We start from the raw sequence: 16,362 nt of genomic DNA on the forward strand, positions 1-16,362 counted from the left end.
ATTGAGGAATTTTTACACAAAATTTATTACACTTCCTAAAAAGGTTCTCATATTCTTGGGCATTTCATACTTAATTTTTTAGCGCTTATTGTCTTAAAATACTTTATTTTCTTAATTAATAAATTTTACAAAGATAATGGAATTGTAGATAAAATTACAAATAATAAATTTATTGCAGCATTTAATTCTCAAACAAGTGTTGTAACTGAATTTAAAGGTGAAATAATTAAAGTAGAAACTTTAAATTATAAAATTGATGAAAATAATGAAAATTTTAAATATTAATCTGATATAAAAAGAGTTTTATCAAAAATGGTGTAAAGAAAAAAACAAAAAAAAATAAAATGAATCAAAAAAATAGTTAATTTTGTCTTTTTTGCTATTAACTAGGAAACTTGGGGTGATATATTGATATTAGAATGGACAAATTGAGATTTTAATATAATAAAAATCCAGATTAGTTTTCTGGGTTTTTTTCTTCTGATTTGTTTGAATCTAAAGTGTGGTTTTCTCCATTATTATTACTATTGTTTGTAAAATCGTTTTTATGATTAAGATTTTTTTTCTTGTTAAAGTAAGGTTCAATTAAACTTGTATAAAGTAAGATTATAGTTGAACCAATAGAACCGATTACAATAAAGGTATCAGCAAAGTTAAATGTTCCATTATCGTGTCATGGTAAGAATAAAATATCTTTAACTCCATTTTGATTTATAAAACGGTCAAGCATATTTCCAAAAGTTCCTGCTCATAAAAATCCTAAAAATACTAATGTGTAATATTTTTTAGAAAAAACCATAAAATAAGGAACAACAATGACAATTAATAAACTAAAAATATGGATTAACGTAAAACCTAAATATTTATTTAAACCTGAAGTTACACCTCTATGCAATAAAGGTCTAAAACCAATAAAACCATAATTATAAAGGGTTTTTCCATCAATTCATTCAGCTCTTTCTTGAAAATATTGATGTTCAAAAATAAGATTTTTAGTTAGTTGATCAATTAGAGTTAAAACTAGTAAAACACCAAATGTAATAAGTACATTAATTATTAATCTTTTTTTGTTGAAACTCAAAATTTTTGTTTTTCAATTCTTGAAAAAAATGTTAATTTTGTCCATCTTTTAAAACCTCAAAACATCTTAAACATATGTCATCTTTAATATGAACCATTTCAAAGTGATTTCAACATCTTTGACATTTTAACGAATCAAAAGATGTAACTTTAGTTTCGTTTGCAAATTCAACTGTTCCAACCATTAATAGTTTAACTAAGTTAAGTTTTTTAATAAATTCACTATCTGTTTTTATATAAACTTTAGATTCATTTTGTCTTTTGATAGTTCCACTTTTAATTTGTTCTTCAATTAATTTATATATTTCATCTTTAAGTGTAAAAAACTCTTTTCACTTTTGTTCCATTTGCTCATCAACTTTTTTCTCTTTTAAAAAGTCTTCTAAATGAATTGAAATTTGTTTATTTTCTTTTTTAAAGAAAGAATATGCTTCTTCAGTTGTTGTTGGTAAAATAGGAGCTAAAGAAATTAAAAGCAATTGAGTTAAATTGTAAAGATTTTTTTGAACCATTAATCTTTCTGGGGAATCTTTTTTGTCTGCATATAAACTATCTTTAGTTATAGAAAGATAAAATCCAGAAAAATCAATAATGAAATTATTTATTTCTTTTACAACTAATAAAAATCTAAAGTCGCTATAGTGTTTGATAATTTCATTATTTAACTTATTAATTTTATTAGCAATAAATTTATGAATTCCTTCAAGCTGAATGTTGTCTATTTTCGCATAATCAAAATCATTAATATTTCCAAGTAAAAATCTAATTGTATTTCTTATTTTTCTGTATATTTCGATGTTTTGTTCAAAAATTTTAGTTGAATAAGAAATATCATCAGAATATTCACTATTAGAAACTCAAAGTCTTAAAACATCAGCTCCGTGCTTGTTAATTAAGTCAATTGGTTCAACTCCATTACCAAGAGATTTAGACATTTTTTGACCTTTTTCATCAACAATAAATCCGTGTGAAAGTAATTCTTTATATGGAGCAGTCCCTCTATAAACTACTGAGTTAATTAAAGAAGAGTTAAATCAACCACGATATTGATCTGAACCTTCAAAGTATAAATCAAAAGGTTTTGTTGTTCCTTCTATTTCTACTCCGATGGAAGTAGAACCTGAATCAAATCAAACATCCATAATATCTTTCTCTTTTGTTCAACCTAAATTTCTATATTTTTCAGGTAAAAGATCATTAACTTCTCTTTCGTATCAAACATCACTTCCATTTTGTTTAACTAGATTAATTACATAGTCAAAAACTTCTTCATTAATTACAGGATCTCCGTTTTTATCATAGAAAATTGTAATTGGAACCCCTCAAGTTCTTTGTCTTGAAATTGTTCATTCAGCACGATTTTCAATCATTTTTGATAAACGTTTTTTTCCTCATTCATTGAAAAATTTAACTTCATCAATAGCTTCTAAAATTTTATTTTTAAATTTATCAATAGAAACAAATCATTGTGGTGTCCCTCTAAAAATAATAGGTTTTTTAGTTCTTCAATCATGAGGATAGGAGTGTTTTATAAAATGTAATTTTAATAATTCTCCTTTGGATTCTAAAAACATTCCTATTTCTTTATTAGCATCTTCATAGAACATTCCTTGATATTGTCCTGCTTCTTTGTTTAGAATTCCATCGTCAGCAACGTGCATTATCATATCTAGATTTTCTTTTTTACCAATTAAAAAGTCATCTTCACCAAATAAAGGAGCCATATGAACAAGACCAGTACCTGCTGTGATTTCCACGTGGTGTCCAAACACTACTTTACCACTTAAATCTCTTTTTATAGGTCTTCTGTATTCTGTTCCATATAATTCTTTCCCTTTTGCAGTTTCAAGAATTTTGTATGATTCTCATTTAAACTCCGCTGCAAGCTTTTCAACCAATTCAGTTGCTATTATATAAATTTTTTCTTGTACTTGAACTCTTGAATAATCAAAATCTTGACCAATAGCAACACCTGAGTTTGCAATTAAAGTTCAAGGAGTTGTTGTTCAAATAACTAGATTATCATTTTCTTTTATAAAGGAATTTCCCTTTGTAACAAGATAACTAACATAAATTGAAGGTGATCTGTGTTCTGCATATTCTACTTCAGCTTCAGCTAAAGCTGTTTGACTTGAAGGGGATCAATATACTGGTTTTAATCCTTTTCTTAATAAACCATCTAAAGCCATTTTTTTAAGTAATTCTAATTGTTTTGCTTCAAATTCAGGTTTTAATGTTATATAAATTTCTTTAAAATCACTAAGCATTTGTAATTTTTGCATTTGATTTTTTTGATTTTCAATTTGTTCTAAAGCATATTTTTTCGATTCTTTTCTAAGTTCTAAAATTGAAAAATCTTTTTGATTTTTATTCAAATTTTGCAGCATTTTTAATTCAATAGGTAGACCATGAGTATCTCAACCATTTACAAAAGGTGAGTAAAAACCACTCATACTTTTGTATCTAATTATAATATCTTTAATAATTTTATTTAGAGCATGTCCTAAATGGATGTTTCCATTTGCATAAGGTGGACCATCGTGTAAAACATATTGTGGTTTACCTTTATTTTTCTTTAAAACTTGTTGATAAATTTCTTTTTCAAGTCAGAATTGTCTGTATTTTTCTTCTTTTTCAACTAAATTTGCCTTCATTTCAAAATCTGTTTGAGGCATATTTAAAGTATCTTTATATTGTTTTTCCATAACTACTCCTTTTTAAATAAAATAAAAATCTGCATTCAAGGACTAACGTACCACCTTGAATCAGATTCTCTTTTTTGTTCGTTTCGTGAACCAAACGCCTTGTTAGGTCTCGGAAGTGATATTCAAAGGATCCAGATTGACTTGCACCAACCGTCAATTCTCTAGTGCTTTAACTCTTTGAACGTGTCTTCGTCATCGATATTCTATTATTTTTAAATTATATAAAAAAAATAGAAAAAATTCATTTTTTTGTTTTTAAATTATTGTTTATTTACAATTTTTATCCAAATATAAATTATTCAACAATAGTTTTGAGTTTTTTAGATGTATGTCTTTTAAAGTATAGTGTATTTACTAAAAGTAAAATATTGGAAAGAATCATTATAAGAGCAGCTATTCAAGGAAAAATTAATCCACTAATAGCTAAAGGAATTGCAAGTGAATTAAATAAGAAAGCTCAAATAAAATTCATTTTGATAACCATTAATGTTTTTTTAGCTAAATAAATTGCTTGATAAACAGCATATAATTCATTAGTCATTAATGAAATATCGGCTGTACTATTTACCAAATCAGACCCACTTGCAAAAGCAATTCCTAAATCTGCTTGTTTAATAGCTAAAATATCATTTAGGCCATCTCCAACAAAGATAGTTTCACCTTTTTCTTTGTATTCACTTATTAATTTGAGTTTATCTTCTGGTTGCAATTGTCCGTAAAATTCCTTTATATTCAACTCAGATGCAATTTGTTTTACAACTTCTTTATTATCTCCAGAAGCAATAACTACTTCTAATCCGAGTTTATGAAATTTTTCTATTATTTTTTTAGCATCTTGCTTGATTTGATCACCAAGAGCATAAACAAAAACTATTTTATTGTCCTTTGAAAGAGCAACATAACTATATGCTTCAAAAGAATTGATTTTTACTTTGTCAATAAAACCTTTTTCTAACATTTTTTTATAAGATCCAAGTTCGTATTGACTTTGTTCAAATTCACCTATGATTCCATATCCCGGAATCTCTTTTTCATTAGAAATAGAAACGGGATTAAATTTTTTATAATTAGTTATAACTTGAGATAAAGGGTGGTGAGATTTGCTAGCTAAACTTTGAACAATTGTTTCAAAATTGCTATCTCCAAAAACTTTAACAATTTCAGGTTTTCCTTTTGTTAATGTTCCTGTTTTGTCAAAAATTAGGTATTTTGCTTTTTTAAGTTTTTCATAAACATCAGCAGAAGAAAAGAGAATTTTATTTTTTGTTGCAAGTCCGCTTGCAGAATAAATAGCAGCAGGAGCCGCAATTCCAAAAGCACAAGGACAAGCTATAACAACAACAGTTACGCCAATTTTTATTCCATAATAAATTGGTTGTAGATCTTTTTCTAAATAAGAAGGTCAATACTTAGAATCAATTAGATATAAAGAAATTGTTCAAGCAAGAAAACTTATAAGAGCAATTGATAAAATAACAGGAATAAAATATTTAACTATTACATCAGCTAATCTCTGTATTTTCGAAGTTGAATCAACTATATTTTCAAGTTTATCAATGATTTTAGCAAGAGTAGATTCTCTTGCTGTTTTTTGTACTTGAATTTTTAGTGAAGCAGTTAAATTGATAGCACCAGAAACCACAAAATCCCCTGGTTGCACGGTTTTTGGTAAAGGTTCACCATTAATTGCTGCCATATCTAACTCAGAAGTATTTTCTAAAATTATTCCATCAATAGGCACGTTTTGCCCTTTTGGTAAAATGATGACATCACCTACTTTTAAAGTACTTGTTGATACTTTTTTAGTTGTTCCATCTTCTAAAACAAGCATTGAATAGCGATTTTGTAATTTTAATAATTCTTTAATTCCTATACTTGATTTTCTCATTAATTTATTTTCTAAATAGTGTCCAATGGACACAAAAAGAAGTAAAGCAGAAGGAACCTCTCAAAAATACATTTCTATTTTGTAGTATCCTCCATCTTTAGAAAATAAAGTATATAAAGTCATTATTAATGAGTAAAAATAAGATATATGAACCCCGATTGCAATTAAAAGGTTCATATTCATTACACCTTTAAATAGTCTTGCATAGTTTTTGAAGTATTCAACAGAAACTACAAAAACTATAAAGGATGCAAGCATTCCTAATACTATAAAAACTCAATTTTGTTGATTATTATAAATAATTTCGTGTTTATTGTTAATTGCACCAATTATATTAGTTAAAATAACTAAGAAAAAAGGTATAAAAATGATAATTTGAATCACCATATTATTAAATGGAGTTCAAATTCATCTTAAAAATTTTGATCAAAATTTTTTAATATGGTTCAGCATCATATCCAGCCTGTTTTGCTAATTTTATAATTAATTCATCTGGATAAAGTTCATCATCTGCATCTACTTTTAACATTTTATCCATTAAATTAAGTGAATATTTAATTTCAGGATATTGTTGAAACTGTTTATCAATATTTGATTTACATGATGCACATGAAACATTGATAGTAAAATATCTTGACATTTTTCCTCCTTGTTTTTATGAATAAATTTAAATTTATTTCGATTATATTATATAAACGCACTTAAAAATTTTTTATTTTTTTATGTTTTGAATAAAAAAAAGGCAAAATTTTGAGATTTTTTATTTTGTAGTGAATAATTTTATCTACAAAAAACAGAAAAAAATAAAAATAAATAATAAAAATGTTATAATTTTATATATTTAAATTAATGAGGTAATATGAAAAAAGAAATGACGTTAGAAGAAAAAGAAGTAAAACAAGAAAAATCTCAAAAAAAATCAAAAGAAAGTAGAAAAGCTAAAACAAGACAAGGAAGAAATAACAGATGACTTTGAGGAATTTTCTTAGGATTTGCATCTGCTGTATTTTTAGGTGCTTCTGTTTGACTAATTGTTCAAAAAGTGCAAAGAGATAATTCTGTAAATCCATCTGTTCCTACAACTCAAAGAATTCAAGATGATAAAAATAAAGACAATTCTAACAAAGAAGCATAAACTTCAACTAACAATCCAAGCACTACTACAACAAACTAATTTTTAGAACCTTAAGAAAAGGTTCTTTTTTAATATTTGTTTTATAAAAATATTGTAAAATTTATAAATATGAAGAAAGAGAATATAAGAAATTTTTGTATAATTGCACACATTGATCATGGAAAATCAACATTAGCTGATAGAATACTAGAATTAACTGGTGCTGTTGCTAAAAGGGAATTAAAAACTCAACATTTAGATTCAATGGACTTGGAAAAAGAAAGAGGAATTACAATAAAATTAAACGCTGTACAACTAAAGTACAAGGATTTTACTTTTCATTTGATTGATACTCCTGGTCATGTTGATTTTACTTATGAAGTTTCTAGATCGTTAGCAGCAACAGAAGGAGCTTTACTTCTTGTTGATGCTACACAAGGAATAGAGGCTCAAACATTAGCTAATGTATATTTGGCAATTGATAATAACTTAGAAATCATTCCAATAATCAATAAGGTTGATTTACCTTCTGCCGATCCAGAAAGGGTTAAAAAAGAAATTGAAAATGTTATTGGAATCCCCGCTGATGAAAGTGTGCTTATTTCTGCAAAAACTGGTCAAAATATTGATCAAGTTTTAGAAGCAATAATTAGTAAAATTCCCGCACCTAAAGAAGCAGATGATAATAAACCTTTAAAAGCTTTAATTTTTGATTCTTATTTTGATCCATATAAAGGAGTTGTTCTTTTAGTAAGAATTGTAGAAGGAAAAATTAAAGTTGGAGATAATTTCTTTTTATTTTCTTCAGGAAAAAAATTTCACGTGGTTGAATTAGGGGTTAGAACTCCTGCTGAATTAAAAAAAGAAGAATTAGTTTCTGGTGAAGTTGGTTGAATTGCTGCTTCTATTAGAGATGCTAAGGATATTTCTGTAGGAGATACCATTACTTTAGTTGATAATCCAGCAGATAGTGCTTTACCAGGTTATAAAAAACTAAAACCTGTTGTTTATACAGGATTTTATCCAATAGATGGAAAGGATTATGATTTATTAAAAGAGTCTTTAGAAAAAATTTCTTTATCAGATTCTTCAATAACTTTTGAACCAGAATCCTCAAAAGCTCTTGGTTTTGGTTATAGAATTGGATTTCTTGGAATGCTTCATATGGAAATACTACAAGAAAGATTAGAAAGAGAATTCAATATTGATTTAATAGCTACTGCTCCTTCTGTAGAATTTCATGTATATAAAACTGATGGTTCAATGGAAATTATTGCTAATCCTTCTAATTTACCTGATCCAACATTTATTTCAAAAATTGAAGAACCTTATATTAAAGCATCAATTATAGTTCCTGAAAATTATGTAGGTTCTATTATGGAATTATCACAAAATAAAAGAGGAACTTATGTTGACATTGAATTTATAGATGCTAACAGAAGAAGGGTTATTTATGAATTACCTTTAGTAGAAATAATTTTTGATTTTTTTGATAAATTAAAATCTATTTCTAAAGGATATGCTTCTTTTGAATATGAATTAATAGGATATAGAGAATCTAATTTAGTTAAACTAGACATCCTTTTAAATGGAGATAAAGTCGACGCTCTTTCAATGATTGTACACAAAGATTTTGCTTATAATAAAGGAAGGGAACTAACTGAAAAGTTAAAAGAAGTTATTCCACGTCAATCATTTGAAGTTCCTGTTCAAGCGGTAATTGGTTCAAAGGTAATAGCAAGAGAAACAATAAAAGCTTATAGAAAAGATGTTACAGCAAAATTATATGGTGGAGATCCAACCAGAAGACAAAAACTCCTTAAAAAACAAAAAGAAGGAAAAAAACGTATGAAAGCAATAGGTTCTGTAGAAGTGCCACAAGAAGCATTCTTAGCAATTTTAAAAACTGACAACAATGGTGGTAAAAAATAATGAAAATAACACCACTAAATAACACGGAAACTGTTAGATTTACTCATTTTAAAGTTGCAGAAACAGACAAAAAACAACCAAAATATAAAAGTAGTTATAAAGATCCTGAAAATGTAATTCCCACAGGTGCTTATAAAATTTTTGCTCTTGAAAATAAAATCATACTATCTATGCTTTTGTTTTATTCAATAATGATATTAATAATTTCTATTTTAATAACGCTTATTGCAACAAATAGTTTTAAAGCAATGAAAATTGTTGATAGAGATTATAGTTGAAGTTGATTTATTATTCCTGTTGGTTTATTATCATATTCTTTTTTTAAATTTATAATGAAGTTAATTGAATTTTCTTCTATTAAAAAGGCTTTAAAGTTTTATAGAATAGAATTAGAAAAAAATACACAAGCTATTCCAACATTTATAGCTCAGTTGTATAAAAAGTTAATAAAACAACAAATTCATCACAACTGATTCTTAGTCTTTTCTATATTTTATATGGGTATTTTTACTTTATTTATATGATATTTTAAAGATAAAAATTATCACGATATATTTTTAAATTTTAAAGCTTGAATTAGTGCTTTAAGTCCCAATCCACAATTGCTTTCAATAATTCTTTCTTTAATTATTTTAGGAAATATTGTTATTTGAGCAATATTGACTATAGCAAGAAAAAAAAGAACAAATGATATACAAGATTATTTTGGTTATCAAATAGTTAAAGATACAGAAATTGATCAAATGAAGATTAAAATGAATAAAGGATATTTAAAATTATTTTTCTTATCTATTGCTATCATTTTAATTCTTCCTATAATTACCTTATTGATAGTAAAAAGAATAATTTTAAAAAGAAAAAAATAAAGGAAATTCCTTTATTTTTATTTTATTTTATTTGTTTTATTTAGAACACAAAAAGAAAATCGAAGAAGCTTGAATTTTTCTTAGCTCATTTTAAATATCTTTCGTGTTTATCAAGTTGCTCAATTGCATCTAATGCAGCATAATATTTACTTAATGTAGAAATTCTTACTGATTTGTTTTTAGATAATGAAAGTTGAATTTCTTCATCTCCTGCTTTTTTTCCTAATTGTTTTAAAGCTTTTCTATTATTAACAAAATTAATTATAAAAAATATCAATAAAATTATAGATATTAAAATTGTTATTGCTGAAATAATTGAATATGCTATTTTATATGAATTTTGTCTTTCTAAAGGAAGAATAGCATAAATTATTCCGTGAAAAATTGAAAACAATGCAAATAATATAAAAGGCAATCAAAACATAAAGAAATTTTCTCTAGAAGCATAACCAATAACTTTTTTAATTTTTGTTTCTTTAATTGTAAGTTCAACTTGAGTATTTTCTTTATTTTTCATATCACTCCTATTTGTTATGTAATAAAATTACTAAATAATTATAATACAAAAAGCGTTTTTATAAAAGAACTGAAAAAAAGAAAAGAATTTTTAAAAACTCTTTTCTTTATTTTTCTTTATATAATCATAAAGGATTTTGTTTTACTTTAAAATAAACATAAATTTCTAAACTATAAAAAGAAACAGAAAGAATATAAATTAAAGTAGAAAATAATGTTAAGAAAACTGCAACAGATAAAGAAAAATGGTTATTAAATAATTGATAAATTACATTAACTAAACCACCTAATGAAGCAAAAACATAAGTGTTATAAGTTAGTAAATTGAATTTTTCTATTTTTCCTCATACATGAGTTTTTCTAAATGTTTTATAAGGTTTTTTAATTCTGTTATATAAAATAGCAGCAGATGCTATATTTCATAAAAAGAAAATTATAATTTGAATTATTGGTAATCACATATTTTAATTATATTAAATTTTATAATAATTCTCCATAATTTGATATAGATTCAATTCATTCATTTAGATTTTCAATTGGAACTGTTTTAAATTCTTCTAATTTTTTTTCTAACTCTTTAATATCACTATTAATTTTTTCTCTTTTTTCTCCAAAGGCAAAAAAGGAAGAAATAGAAGTAAGTAAGGTTGTTAAAGCAGAAGCTAAAGTTATTTCTAGTAAGTAATAAATTGATTTTTCTGTTCCTTTTATGTCAGGAAATTGATTAAATCTTAATGAGTATAAGTTGAATACAATCATTAAGGAAGTCATAACTATTACTAAAATATTAAGTAATAAAAATAAATAGTATGAAATTATAAATTTTCTTTTATATTTGTTTCTTGTTTTATTTACAAGTTGTAATAATTCCTTTTCTTCCATATTTTCTAGGTTTTTTAATACATATTTTTTATGTGTTTGACTTGCGAGAATAGTTTCTGAAGATACATCACTTTCTCTATCTAAATAGTTTCATTTTAATATTAAAAATAATCTTTTTAAAAGGATTTCTCCTTTATGCTTGTTTTTTTTGTACAGACCAAGATTAGCATCATAAAGAGCTTTTTCTAGTTTGATAGTAGTAAGAGCTTTTTTATTTTTTTTATATTTTGCTTGCATTGCAAAGAAAGAAATAATAGATGTTATGAAACTACCTGAAGCAGATAATCAAGCAATTATAATGGCATAGTTATTTCTAAATTCGCTGTTTGTAAATTGTTCAGGTAATACTGGTCTAAATCTTTCTCCTACTCCGGCTAAAAAATAAGCAGTAAGCATAGAACTTAAAAAGACCAAAATAAAAGTCACAAAAGTTAATGTAAAGAAAAGAAATCTTAATACAAAAACTTTGGAAAAAAGAATATTATATATTTTCTTGTATTTTTTTTCAATTTCCATATTAGTTTACCTTCTTCAATAGAGTTGATTTTAATTCTTTTTTTAGACTTTTTTTGTTTCTGTTAATTAGTATAGGTTCAACTAACTCTAATTCTTTCTTAAATTGTTCAATGGTATATTCTTCATCTTGTGATTCATATTTTATGAGTAAATAAGTTAACTGTCTTTGGACTTTTTTATATTGATTGTAGTGAAAAGAAGTTTTAAATATAGCTAAAAATAAACTTAGGAAAAAGATGGTGATAAGAAATACAACAAAAATCGCAGTATATGAAAGAGTTTTTAAAATTTCAATTCATTCACTTTTTGAAGTTATGTGTCTTCCTATCTCTGAATTATCTTTAACTAACTCAGTGGCAGCATAGTCTAAATAGATAATAGCGCTAATTATAGAGTAAATATTTAAGATAATAATTAATGCTGAAAAAGCAATGTTTGCTCAAAAATATATTTTTGATATTTTTTTCAAACTTTTTATCTTATTTTCTATATGTTTTATTATTTTTACATTAGGTTTAAACATCTATTTCTCCTTTCTCTATTTCTTTATAAAATTTAGTTAATTTAGTTTTTGTTTTTTTCAATGAATCAAAAACTGCACTTCTTGTTGTGGCACAAATTTCTGCAATTTCTGCCAATGAAAGATCTTCAAAATAAAAAAGCTGGAAAATTTGTTTTTGATTTTGTGTTAATAATGAAGAATATTTATCGAATAATTTAATTAATAAATCTCTATCTTCGATATTACTCATTGCTTTCCTTATTCATAAAGTCTTTAGTTAAAGCATAAATAAATGCATCTAAATCAAACTCTTCTAAATCTTCCATTTTTTCACCAAGACCTATTAATTTAACATCTAAATCAAGTTTTTCCTTTATGGAAAGAATTATTCCACCTTTACTTGTACCGTCCATTTTAGTTAAAACAATACCAGAAATAGGGGTTACTTCTTTAAAGTGCATAGCTTGAGAAATTCCGTTTTGACCTGTAGTTGCATCAATAACTAATAAAGATTCATGAGGTGCTTCCGGTATTCTTTTTTGAATAATGTTATTAATTTTAGCAAGTTCATTCATTAAATTAACTTTATTTTGTAATCTTCCGGCTGTATCTATTATTAATAAATCATAGTTTTCAGCAATCGCTTTATCTAAAGACCTATAAACTATTGAAGCAGGATCGTGTTCATTTGGATTAGGCATAATAATATCCGCTCCTGCTCTTTGTGCTCAAATAGATAATTGTTCTACGGCAGCAGCTCTAAAAGTGTCACCAGCAGCAACTAAAACTTTTTTATTTTGGTCACAATATTTTTTTGCTATTTTGGAAATAGATGTTGTTTTTCCTGAACCGTTAACACCAACCATTAAAATAATATTTAAACGGTTTTCTTCGATGTTTAGTTGAGTGTTAATTATTGAATTATTGGCATAAATTGTGTAAATTTTGTCAGCAATAATTTCACCTATTAATTTAGGATCACTAAGATTTTCTCTTTTTACTTCTTTTTTTATTTCATAAATAATCACTTCAACAAGCGAATAAGAAATGTCAGACATAATAAGAATTTCTTCTAATTCTTCAAACATTTCTTCATCAATTTTTTTATAAGAATTTTGTAAATTTATAATTTTTTCAGTTAAAGAAACATTGGATTTTTTTAAACCAGCAACGTATCTTTCTACTTTGTCTTCTTTAATTATTTTCTTTTCTAAATCTTTTTCAATTTTCTTTTCTAATTTTTCTTTTTTCTTTTCTAATTCAAGTTCTTTAAGTTTTTCTTTATCTTCTTTTGAACCGAATAATCTTGTTTTTAGTTTTTCAAAAAATTTCATAATTATAATTATAAATGTTTATAAAAAAAATTCTAAAATATAAATAAAAAAAGTACCTTCAGGTACTTATTTTAGAGCGTTTTCAATTCACTCAATTAAGACTTCTTTTGGAAAATATTCAAATCCTTTGTTTAAAATTTTTCCATCTTTTAAAACAAGGTGAGTAGGAACTCTTAAAACTTCAAAACGAGTTCCTTCTTTTCTAAATAATTGTGCTTCTTCAGCATCAACATTAATCATTTTTAAACCTGAGTTTTCATCAAAGTGATCTGCAACTTTTTGCACCACTGGTGCCATCATTTTACAGTCTCCACATCAAGTTGTTGTAAATTCTAAATAAACAACTCCGTTTTCAATGTGTTTTTGAGCTTCTTCTCAACTCATTTTTTTTATTTCCATATATTAATCAAAAGGATTTTCAAAAGGTAAAGTCTCATTTAAGTCTAAATTATTTTTAGATGGGTTATCTTTATTTTCATCAATTACTTTCTGATTGTCATAAGTTTCTTGATGTTGCTTAACACTAACTTCATCTTTTGAAATTCCTTCTTTATCCTCCGTTGATTCTTGATTTATTTTTTTCTTTTTAAATTTTACTATTTTTTCTTCATTTTTTTCATTTTTCTTAATTTTGGGCATTTTTTTCATAAAAATCAATATTTTTACCAATAAGTAAGTTATAAATGCTACAAGAGGAACAAGAATAACCCCTATTACTGAAGTGGTGGATTTTAGTACAGAATAAAGAAAAATATTGATAAATCCCAAGTGATTTAAATTTGGTAAAGATGAATTTACTTTTTCAGGAGCTAAAGTATTTCATCACTCTTGAAAATTGTGATTTCAAACATTAGCACCCACACTAAAATAGAAATTGCCTTCATATTGCACAACTTCAAGCACTATAAAAGAAACAAACATATTTACAAAAATTAAAAATAAACTAATTAAAAACAAGTCTATTTTGAAATTTTTAATAAATATAATTTTAGGCGTACTTAGTTTTATTATGCACAAAATAAAAACTATTAAAAAGTAAGAATATGCTAAATTTCCAAATAAAAGACCAATAGTGTAAGAATAAATAGTAGTTAAACCTTTGATATTTAAAAATGCAAAAACAATTAGTGCTAAGTGAATAATTATGATAATAAATCAAAGAAATTTATTTTCTAAAATTTTTTCAACATTTCTGTTTTTAAATTTCATAAAACACCACAACAATGATTGGTTCCTTATCAAAAATTTTGAAAATTTTCTTTTTAATTATTTTTTTAATTTTTTCTTGTAAATCTTTTAAAACTATTTTTTCTGCATCTAAAAAAGATTGATAAAAAGCAGAAGTTATTATTTCATGAATTATATTTTTGTTTTCTTTAGAAATAATTCCAGAAGAATTTATTTGTAAATCACCTTGAAGTTTTTTGGTTTTATATTCCACTAAACTGGTTATTGTTATGATTCCATCACGGGCAAGAGTTTCTCTTTCTTTTATTACTTCAGAAGAAATATCTCCAATTCCAAAACCATCTATAATTACTTCACCAACTTGTTTTAGGGTTCCTTTTTGTGAAAATAAGTTTCCATCAATAAAAGTTGCTATTTTTCCATTTTGTAAAATTATAGAATTACTTTTATTAACTCCGGCAAGTGCTGCTATTTCAGATGCAACCACAAGATATCTATAAAGTCCTTGTAAAGGGATAAAGTATTTAGGTTTCAAACTGGAAACAGTTTGGAAAATGTCTTCTCTTGCAGGTCTTATTCTATAATATTCATTTTCTGTAATATCTACAACTTTAGGGGTAATTCTTGCAATTTCATCTAAAGTCATAGCATAAAGAACTTCTAAACCATTTAATGGTGGTGCAATCATAATTACTGTATCGGTGCTTAATAATTTAAAAAATACATCGTTATTTTCTGTAATTCTTAAGAATCTTTGATACAGTCTTTCACTTGTAGAAGTGATTAATACAACAGCATTTTTGTGATTGTTAACTTCTTTATAATCGATGAATTTGGGTAATTTTAAAAATTGACCTTCATATTTTATTTTTTTAATAAGATCTACCAGTTGTCCGTATGTTCTACCATAAACAGCAACAGGTCTATCATATTTTTTAGCTAAATCTAAAATTTCTTGTAAAAGGGCCATTTCTTCATCAAATGAACCAATAACGATTCTAGAATTTTGATCAGTTTTGAAAAAAATATTTTCAATAGATGGAGTCACATCTATTTTATCAATGGCTTTTCCTTTATAATTAGCTCTTCCAGAATCAATTAATAAAGTGTGAATTCCTTTTGGAGATTCAATTGATGATTTAATATAATCTAAATTTGTAGTTCCATATATATTTAAAGATCCAACAACAAAATTAAGCATCACAACAATAGAACCATCTTCTGTTTCGAAGTTGTATCCATAAACTCCAGGCATTGATCCAGCAAGTGGAATAGATTTAACTATTGCATCATTACAGTCAATTTTTTCATTTGTTATTGAAATAACTTCAAAATCTGTGTGTCCTATTTTATACTTTGAAATCCTGTCTAAAATTAAAAATTTAGTAAAAGGCGAACAAAATATTTTTAAACCTTTTATTTTCATCAATAATCAAGGAATTGCTGAAAAAGATTCGTTTTTCCCATCTGTAATGAATATTCCTTTAATTTTGTCTTTGTTTTGTTCTAAATAGGTAAAATCAGGGATTAAAGTATCTACACCATTAGTTGAACTTATAGGAACCTTTGCTCCTGCATTAACTAGAAAAATAGAATTATTTACTTCAATAACATAGGAGTTTTTTCCATTTTCATCTAATCCCCCTAAACCAAAAATGCTAATTTTTGCCATTTTTTCCTTTCTTTTCATTATTAATTATTAATTTAATAAAAACATCTTGTAATTTCTTTTTTAAATTATACTTTTTTTTATTGAAAAAGTAAGATAATAATGAATTTTATATAAAAGATTATCTAATTCTTTTTATTTTAAAAGAAATTTGCAAAATTTTATAAATT

16 protein-coding genes are annotated in these 16,362 nt (G+C 25.3%); 3 read left to right on the forward strand and 13 right to left on the reverse strand.

Features of this window, described 5'->3' with window-relative positions:
* Positions 1-457: 457 nt before the first annotated feature.
* The 4 genes from ACXX85_RS01980 to ACXX85_RS01995 all read right to left on the reverse strand — a co-directional run bounded on the left by ACXX85_RS01980 (position 458) and on the right by ACXX85_RS01995 (position 6,313).
* Complete coding sequence (locus ACXX85_RS01980; RefSeq protein WP_458560488.1) at positions 458-1,126, reverse strand: signal peptidase II; 669 nt, start codon at positions 1,124-1,126, stop codon at positions 458-460.
* Positions 1,113-3,785, reverse strand: a complete 2,673-nt coding sequence (ileS, locus tag ACXX85_RS01985; protein WP_458560489.1) for an isoleucine--tRNA ligase — start codon at positions 3,783-3,785, stop codon at positions 1,113-1,115. Before ileS ends, ACXX85_RS01980 begins: the two co-directional genes overlap by 14 nt.
* A gap of 295 nt (positions 3,786-4,080) precedes the next feature.
* The gene (locus ACXX85_RS01990; RefSeq protein ID WP_458560490.1) at positions 4,081-6,129 is read right to left on the reverse strand and encodes a heavy metal translocating P-type ATPase; all 2,049 of its coding nucleotides are present in this window, start codon (positions 6,127-6,129) and stop codon (positions 4,081-4,083) included.
* Positions 6,110-6,313: a heavy-metal-associated domain-containing protein gene (locus tag ACXX85_RS01995; RefSeq protein ID WP_436358708.1), complete on the reverse strand. Its 204-nt coding sequence runs from the start codon at positions 6,311-6,313 to the stop codon at positions 6,110-6,112. Before ACXX85_RS01995 ends, ACXX85_RS01990 begins: the two co-directional genes overlap by 20 nt.
* Positions 6,314-6,532: 219 nt before the next feature.
* Between ACXX85_RS01995 and ACXX85_RS02000 the strand changes: the two genes are divergently transcribed.
* The 3 genes from ACXX85_RS02000 (at position 6,533) to ACXX85_RS02010 (ending at position 9,585) form a co-directional block, all read left to right on the forward strand.
* Positions 6,533-6,808, forward strand: a complete 276-nt coding sequence (locus ACXX85_RS02000) for a hypothetical protein (protein WP_458560491.1) — start codon at positions 6,533-6,535, stop codon at positions 6,806-6,808.
* Positions 6,809-6,916: 108 nt separating this feature from the next.
* On the forward strand, positions 6,917-8,719 hold the full coding sequence (gene lepA / locus ACXX85_RS02005) for a translation elongation factor 4 (RefSeq protein WP_458559526.1): 1,803 nt from the start codon (positions 6,917-6,919) through the stop codon (positions 8,717-8,719).
* Positions 8,719-9,585, forward strand: a complete 867-nt coding sequence (locus ACXX85_RS02010) for an MSC_0882 family membrane protein (RefSeq protein ID WP_436358705.1) — start codon at positions 8,719-8,721, stop codon at positions 9,583-9,585. The genes lepA and ACXX85_RS02010 overlap by 1 nt, the downstream gene beginning before the upstream one ends.
* Positions 9,586-9,625: 40 nt before the next feature.
* Here the strand turns inward: ACXX85_RS02010 and ACXX85_RS02015 are convergent, their stop codons facing one another.
* The 9 genes from ACXX85_RS02015 to ACXX85_RS02055 form a co-directional block, all read right to left on the reverse strand.
* On the reverse strand, positions 9,626-10,102 hold the full coding sequence (locus ACXX85_RS02015) for a hypothetical protein (RefSeq protein ID WP_436358704.1): 477 nt from the start codon (positions 10,100-10,102) through the stop codon (positions 9,626-9,628).
* Positions 10,103-10,208: 106 nt separating this feature from the next.
* On the reverse strand, positions 10,209-10,562 hold the full coding sequence (locus tag ACXX85_RS02020) for a hypothetical protein (RefSeq protein WP_436358703.1): 354 nt from the start codon (positions 10,560-10,562) through the stop codon (positions 10,209-10,211).
* Between the two features lie 19 nt (positions 10,563-10,581).
* Positions 10,582-11,499, reverse strand: a complete 918-nt coding sequence (locus ACXX85_RS02025; protein ID WP_436358702.1) for a DUF4231 domain-containing protein — start codon at positions 11,497-11,499, stop codon at positions 10,582-10,584.
* Position 11,500: 1 nt separating this feature from the next.
* A complete protein-coding gene (locus ACXX85_RS02030; protein ID WP_458560492.1) occupies positions 11,501-12,022 on the reverse strand; it encodes a hypothetical protein in 522 nt (173 codons plus the stop codon).
* The gene (locus ACXX85_RS02035; protein ID WP_436358700.1) at positions 12,015-12,251 is read right to left on the reverse strand and encodes a sigma factor-like helix-turn-helix DNA-binding protein; all 237 of its coding nucleotides are present in this window, start codon (positions 12,249-12,251) and stop codon (positions 12,015-12,017) included. Before ACXX85_RS02035 ends, ACXX85_RS02030 begins: the two co-directional genes overlap by 8 nt.
* Positions 12,244-13,335 (reverse strand): signal recognition particle-docking protein FtsY, encoded by a 1,092-nt coding sequence (ftsY, locus tag ACXX85_RS02040; protein ID WP_436358699.1) that lies wholly within the window; start codon positions 13,333-13,335, stop codon positions 12,244-12,246. The genes ACXX85_RS02035 and ftsY overlap by 8 nt, the downstream gene beginning before the upstream one ends.
* 66 nt (positions 13,336-13,401) lie before the next feature.
* Positions 13,402-13,719, reverse strand: a complete 318-nt coding sequence (locus ACXX85_RS02045) for a thioredoxin family protein (protein ID WP_436358698.1) — start codon at positions 13,717-13,719, stop codon at positions 13,402-13,404.
* 18 nt (positions 13,720-13,737) lie between these two features.
* Positions 13,738-14,544, reverse strand: a complete 807-nt coding sequence (locus ACXX85_RS02050) for a hypothetical protein (protein WP_458560493.1) — start codon at positions 14,542-14,544, stop codon at positions 13,738-13,740.
* Positions 14,534-16,195 carry a ribonuclease J gene (locus tag ACXX85_RS02055; protein WP_436358696.1) on the reverse strand — a complete coding sequence of 554 codons (1,662 nt, stop codon included), beginning with the start codon at positions 16,193-16,195 and terminating at the stop codon, positions 14,534-14,536. The genes ACXX85_RS02050 and ACXX85_RS02055 overlap by 11 nt, the downstream gene beginning before the upstream one ends.
* Positions 16,196-16,362 lie beyond the last annotated feature (167 nt).

It is taken from the genome of Mycoplasma sp. Z386 (assembly GCF_054343375.1).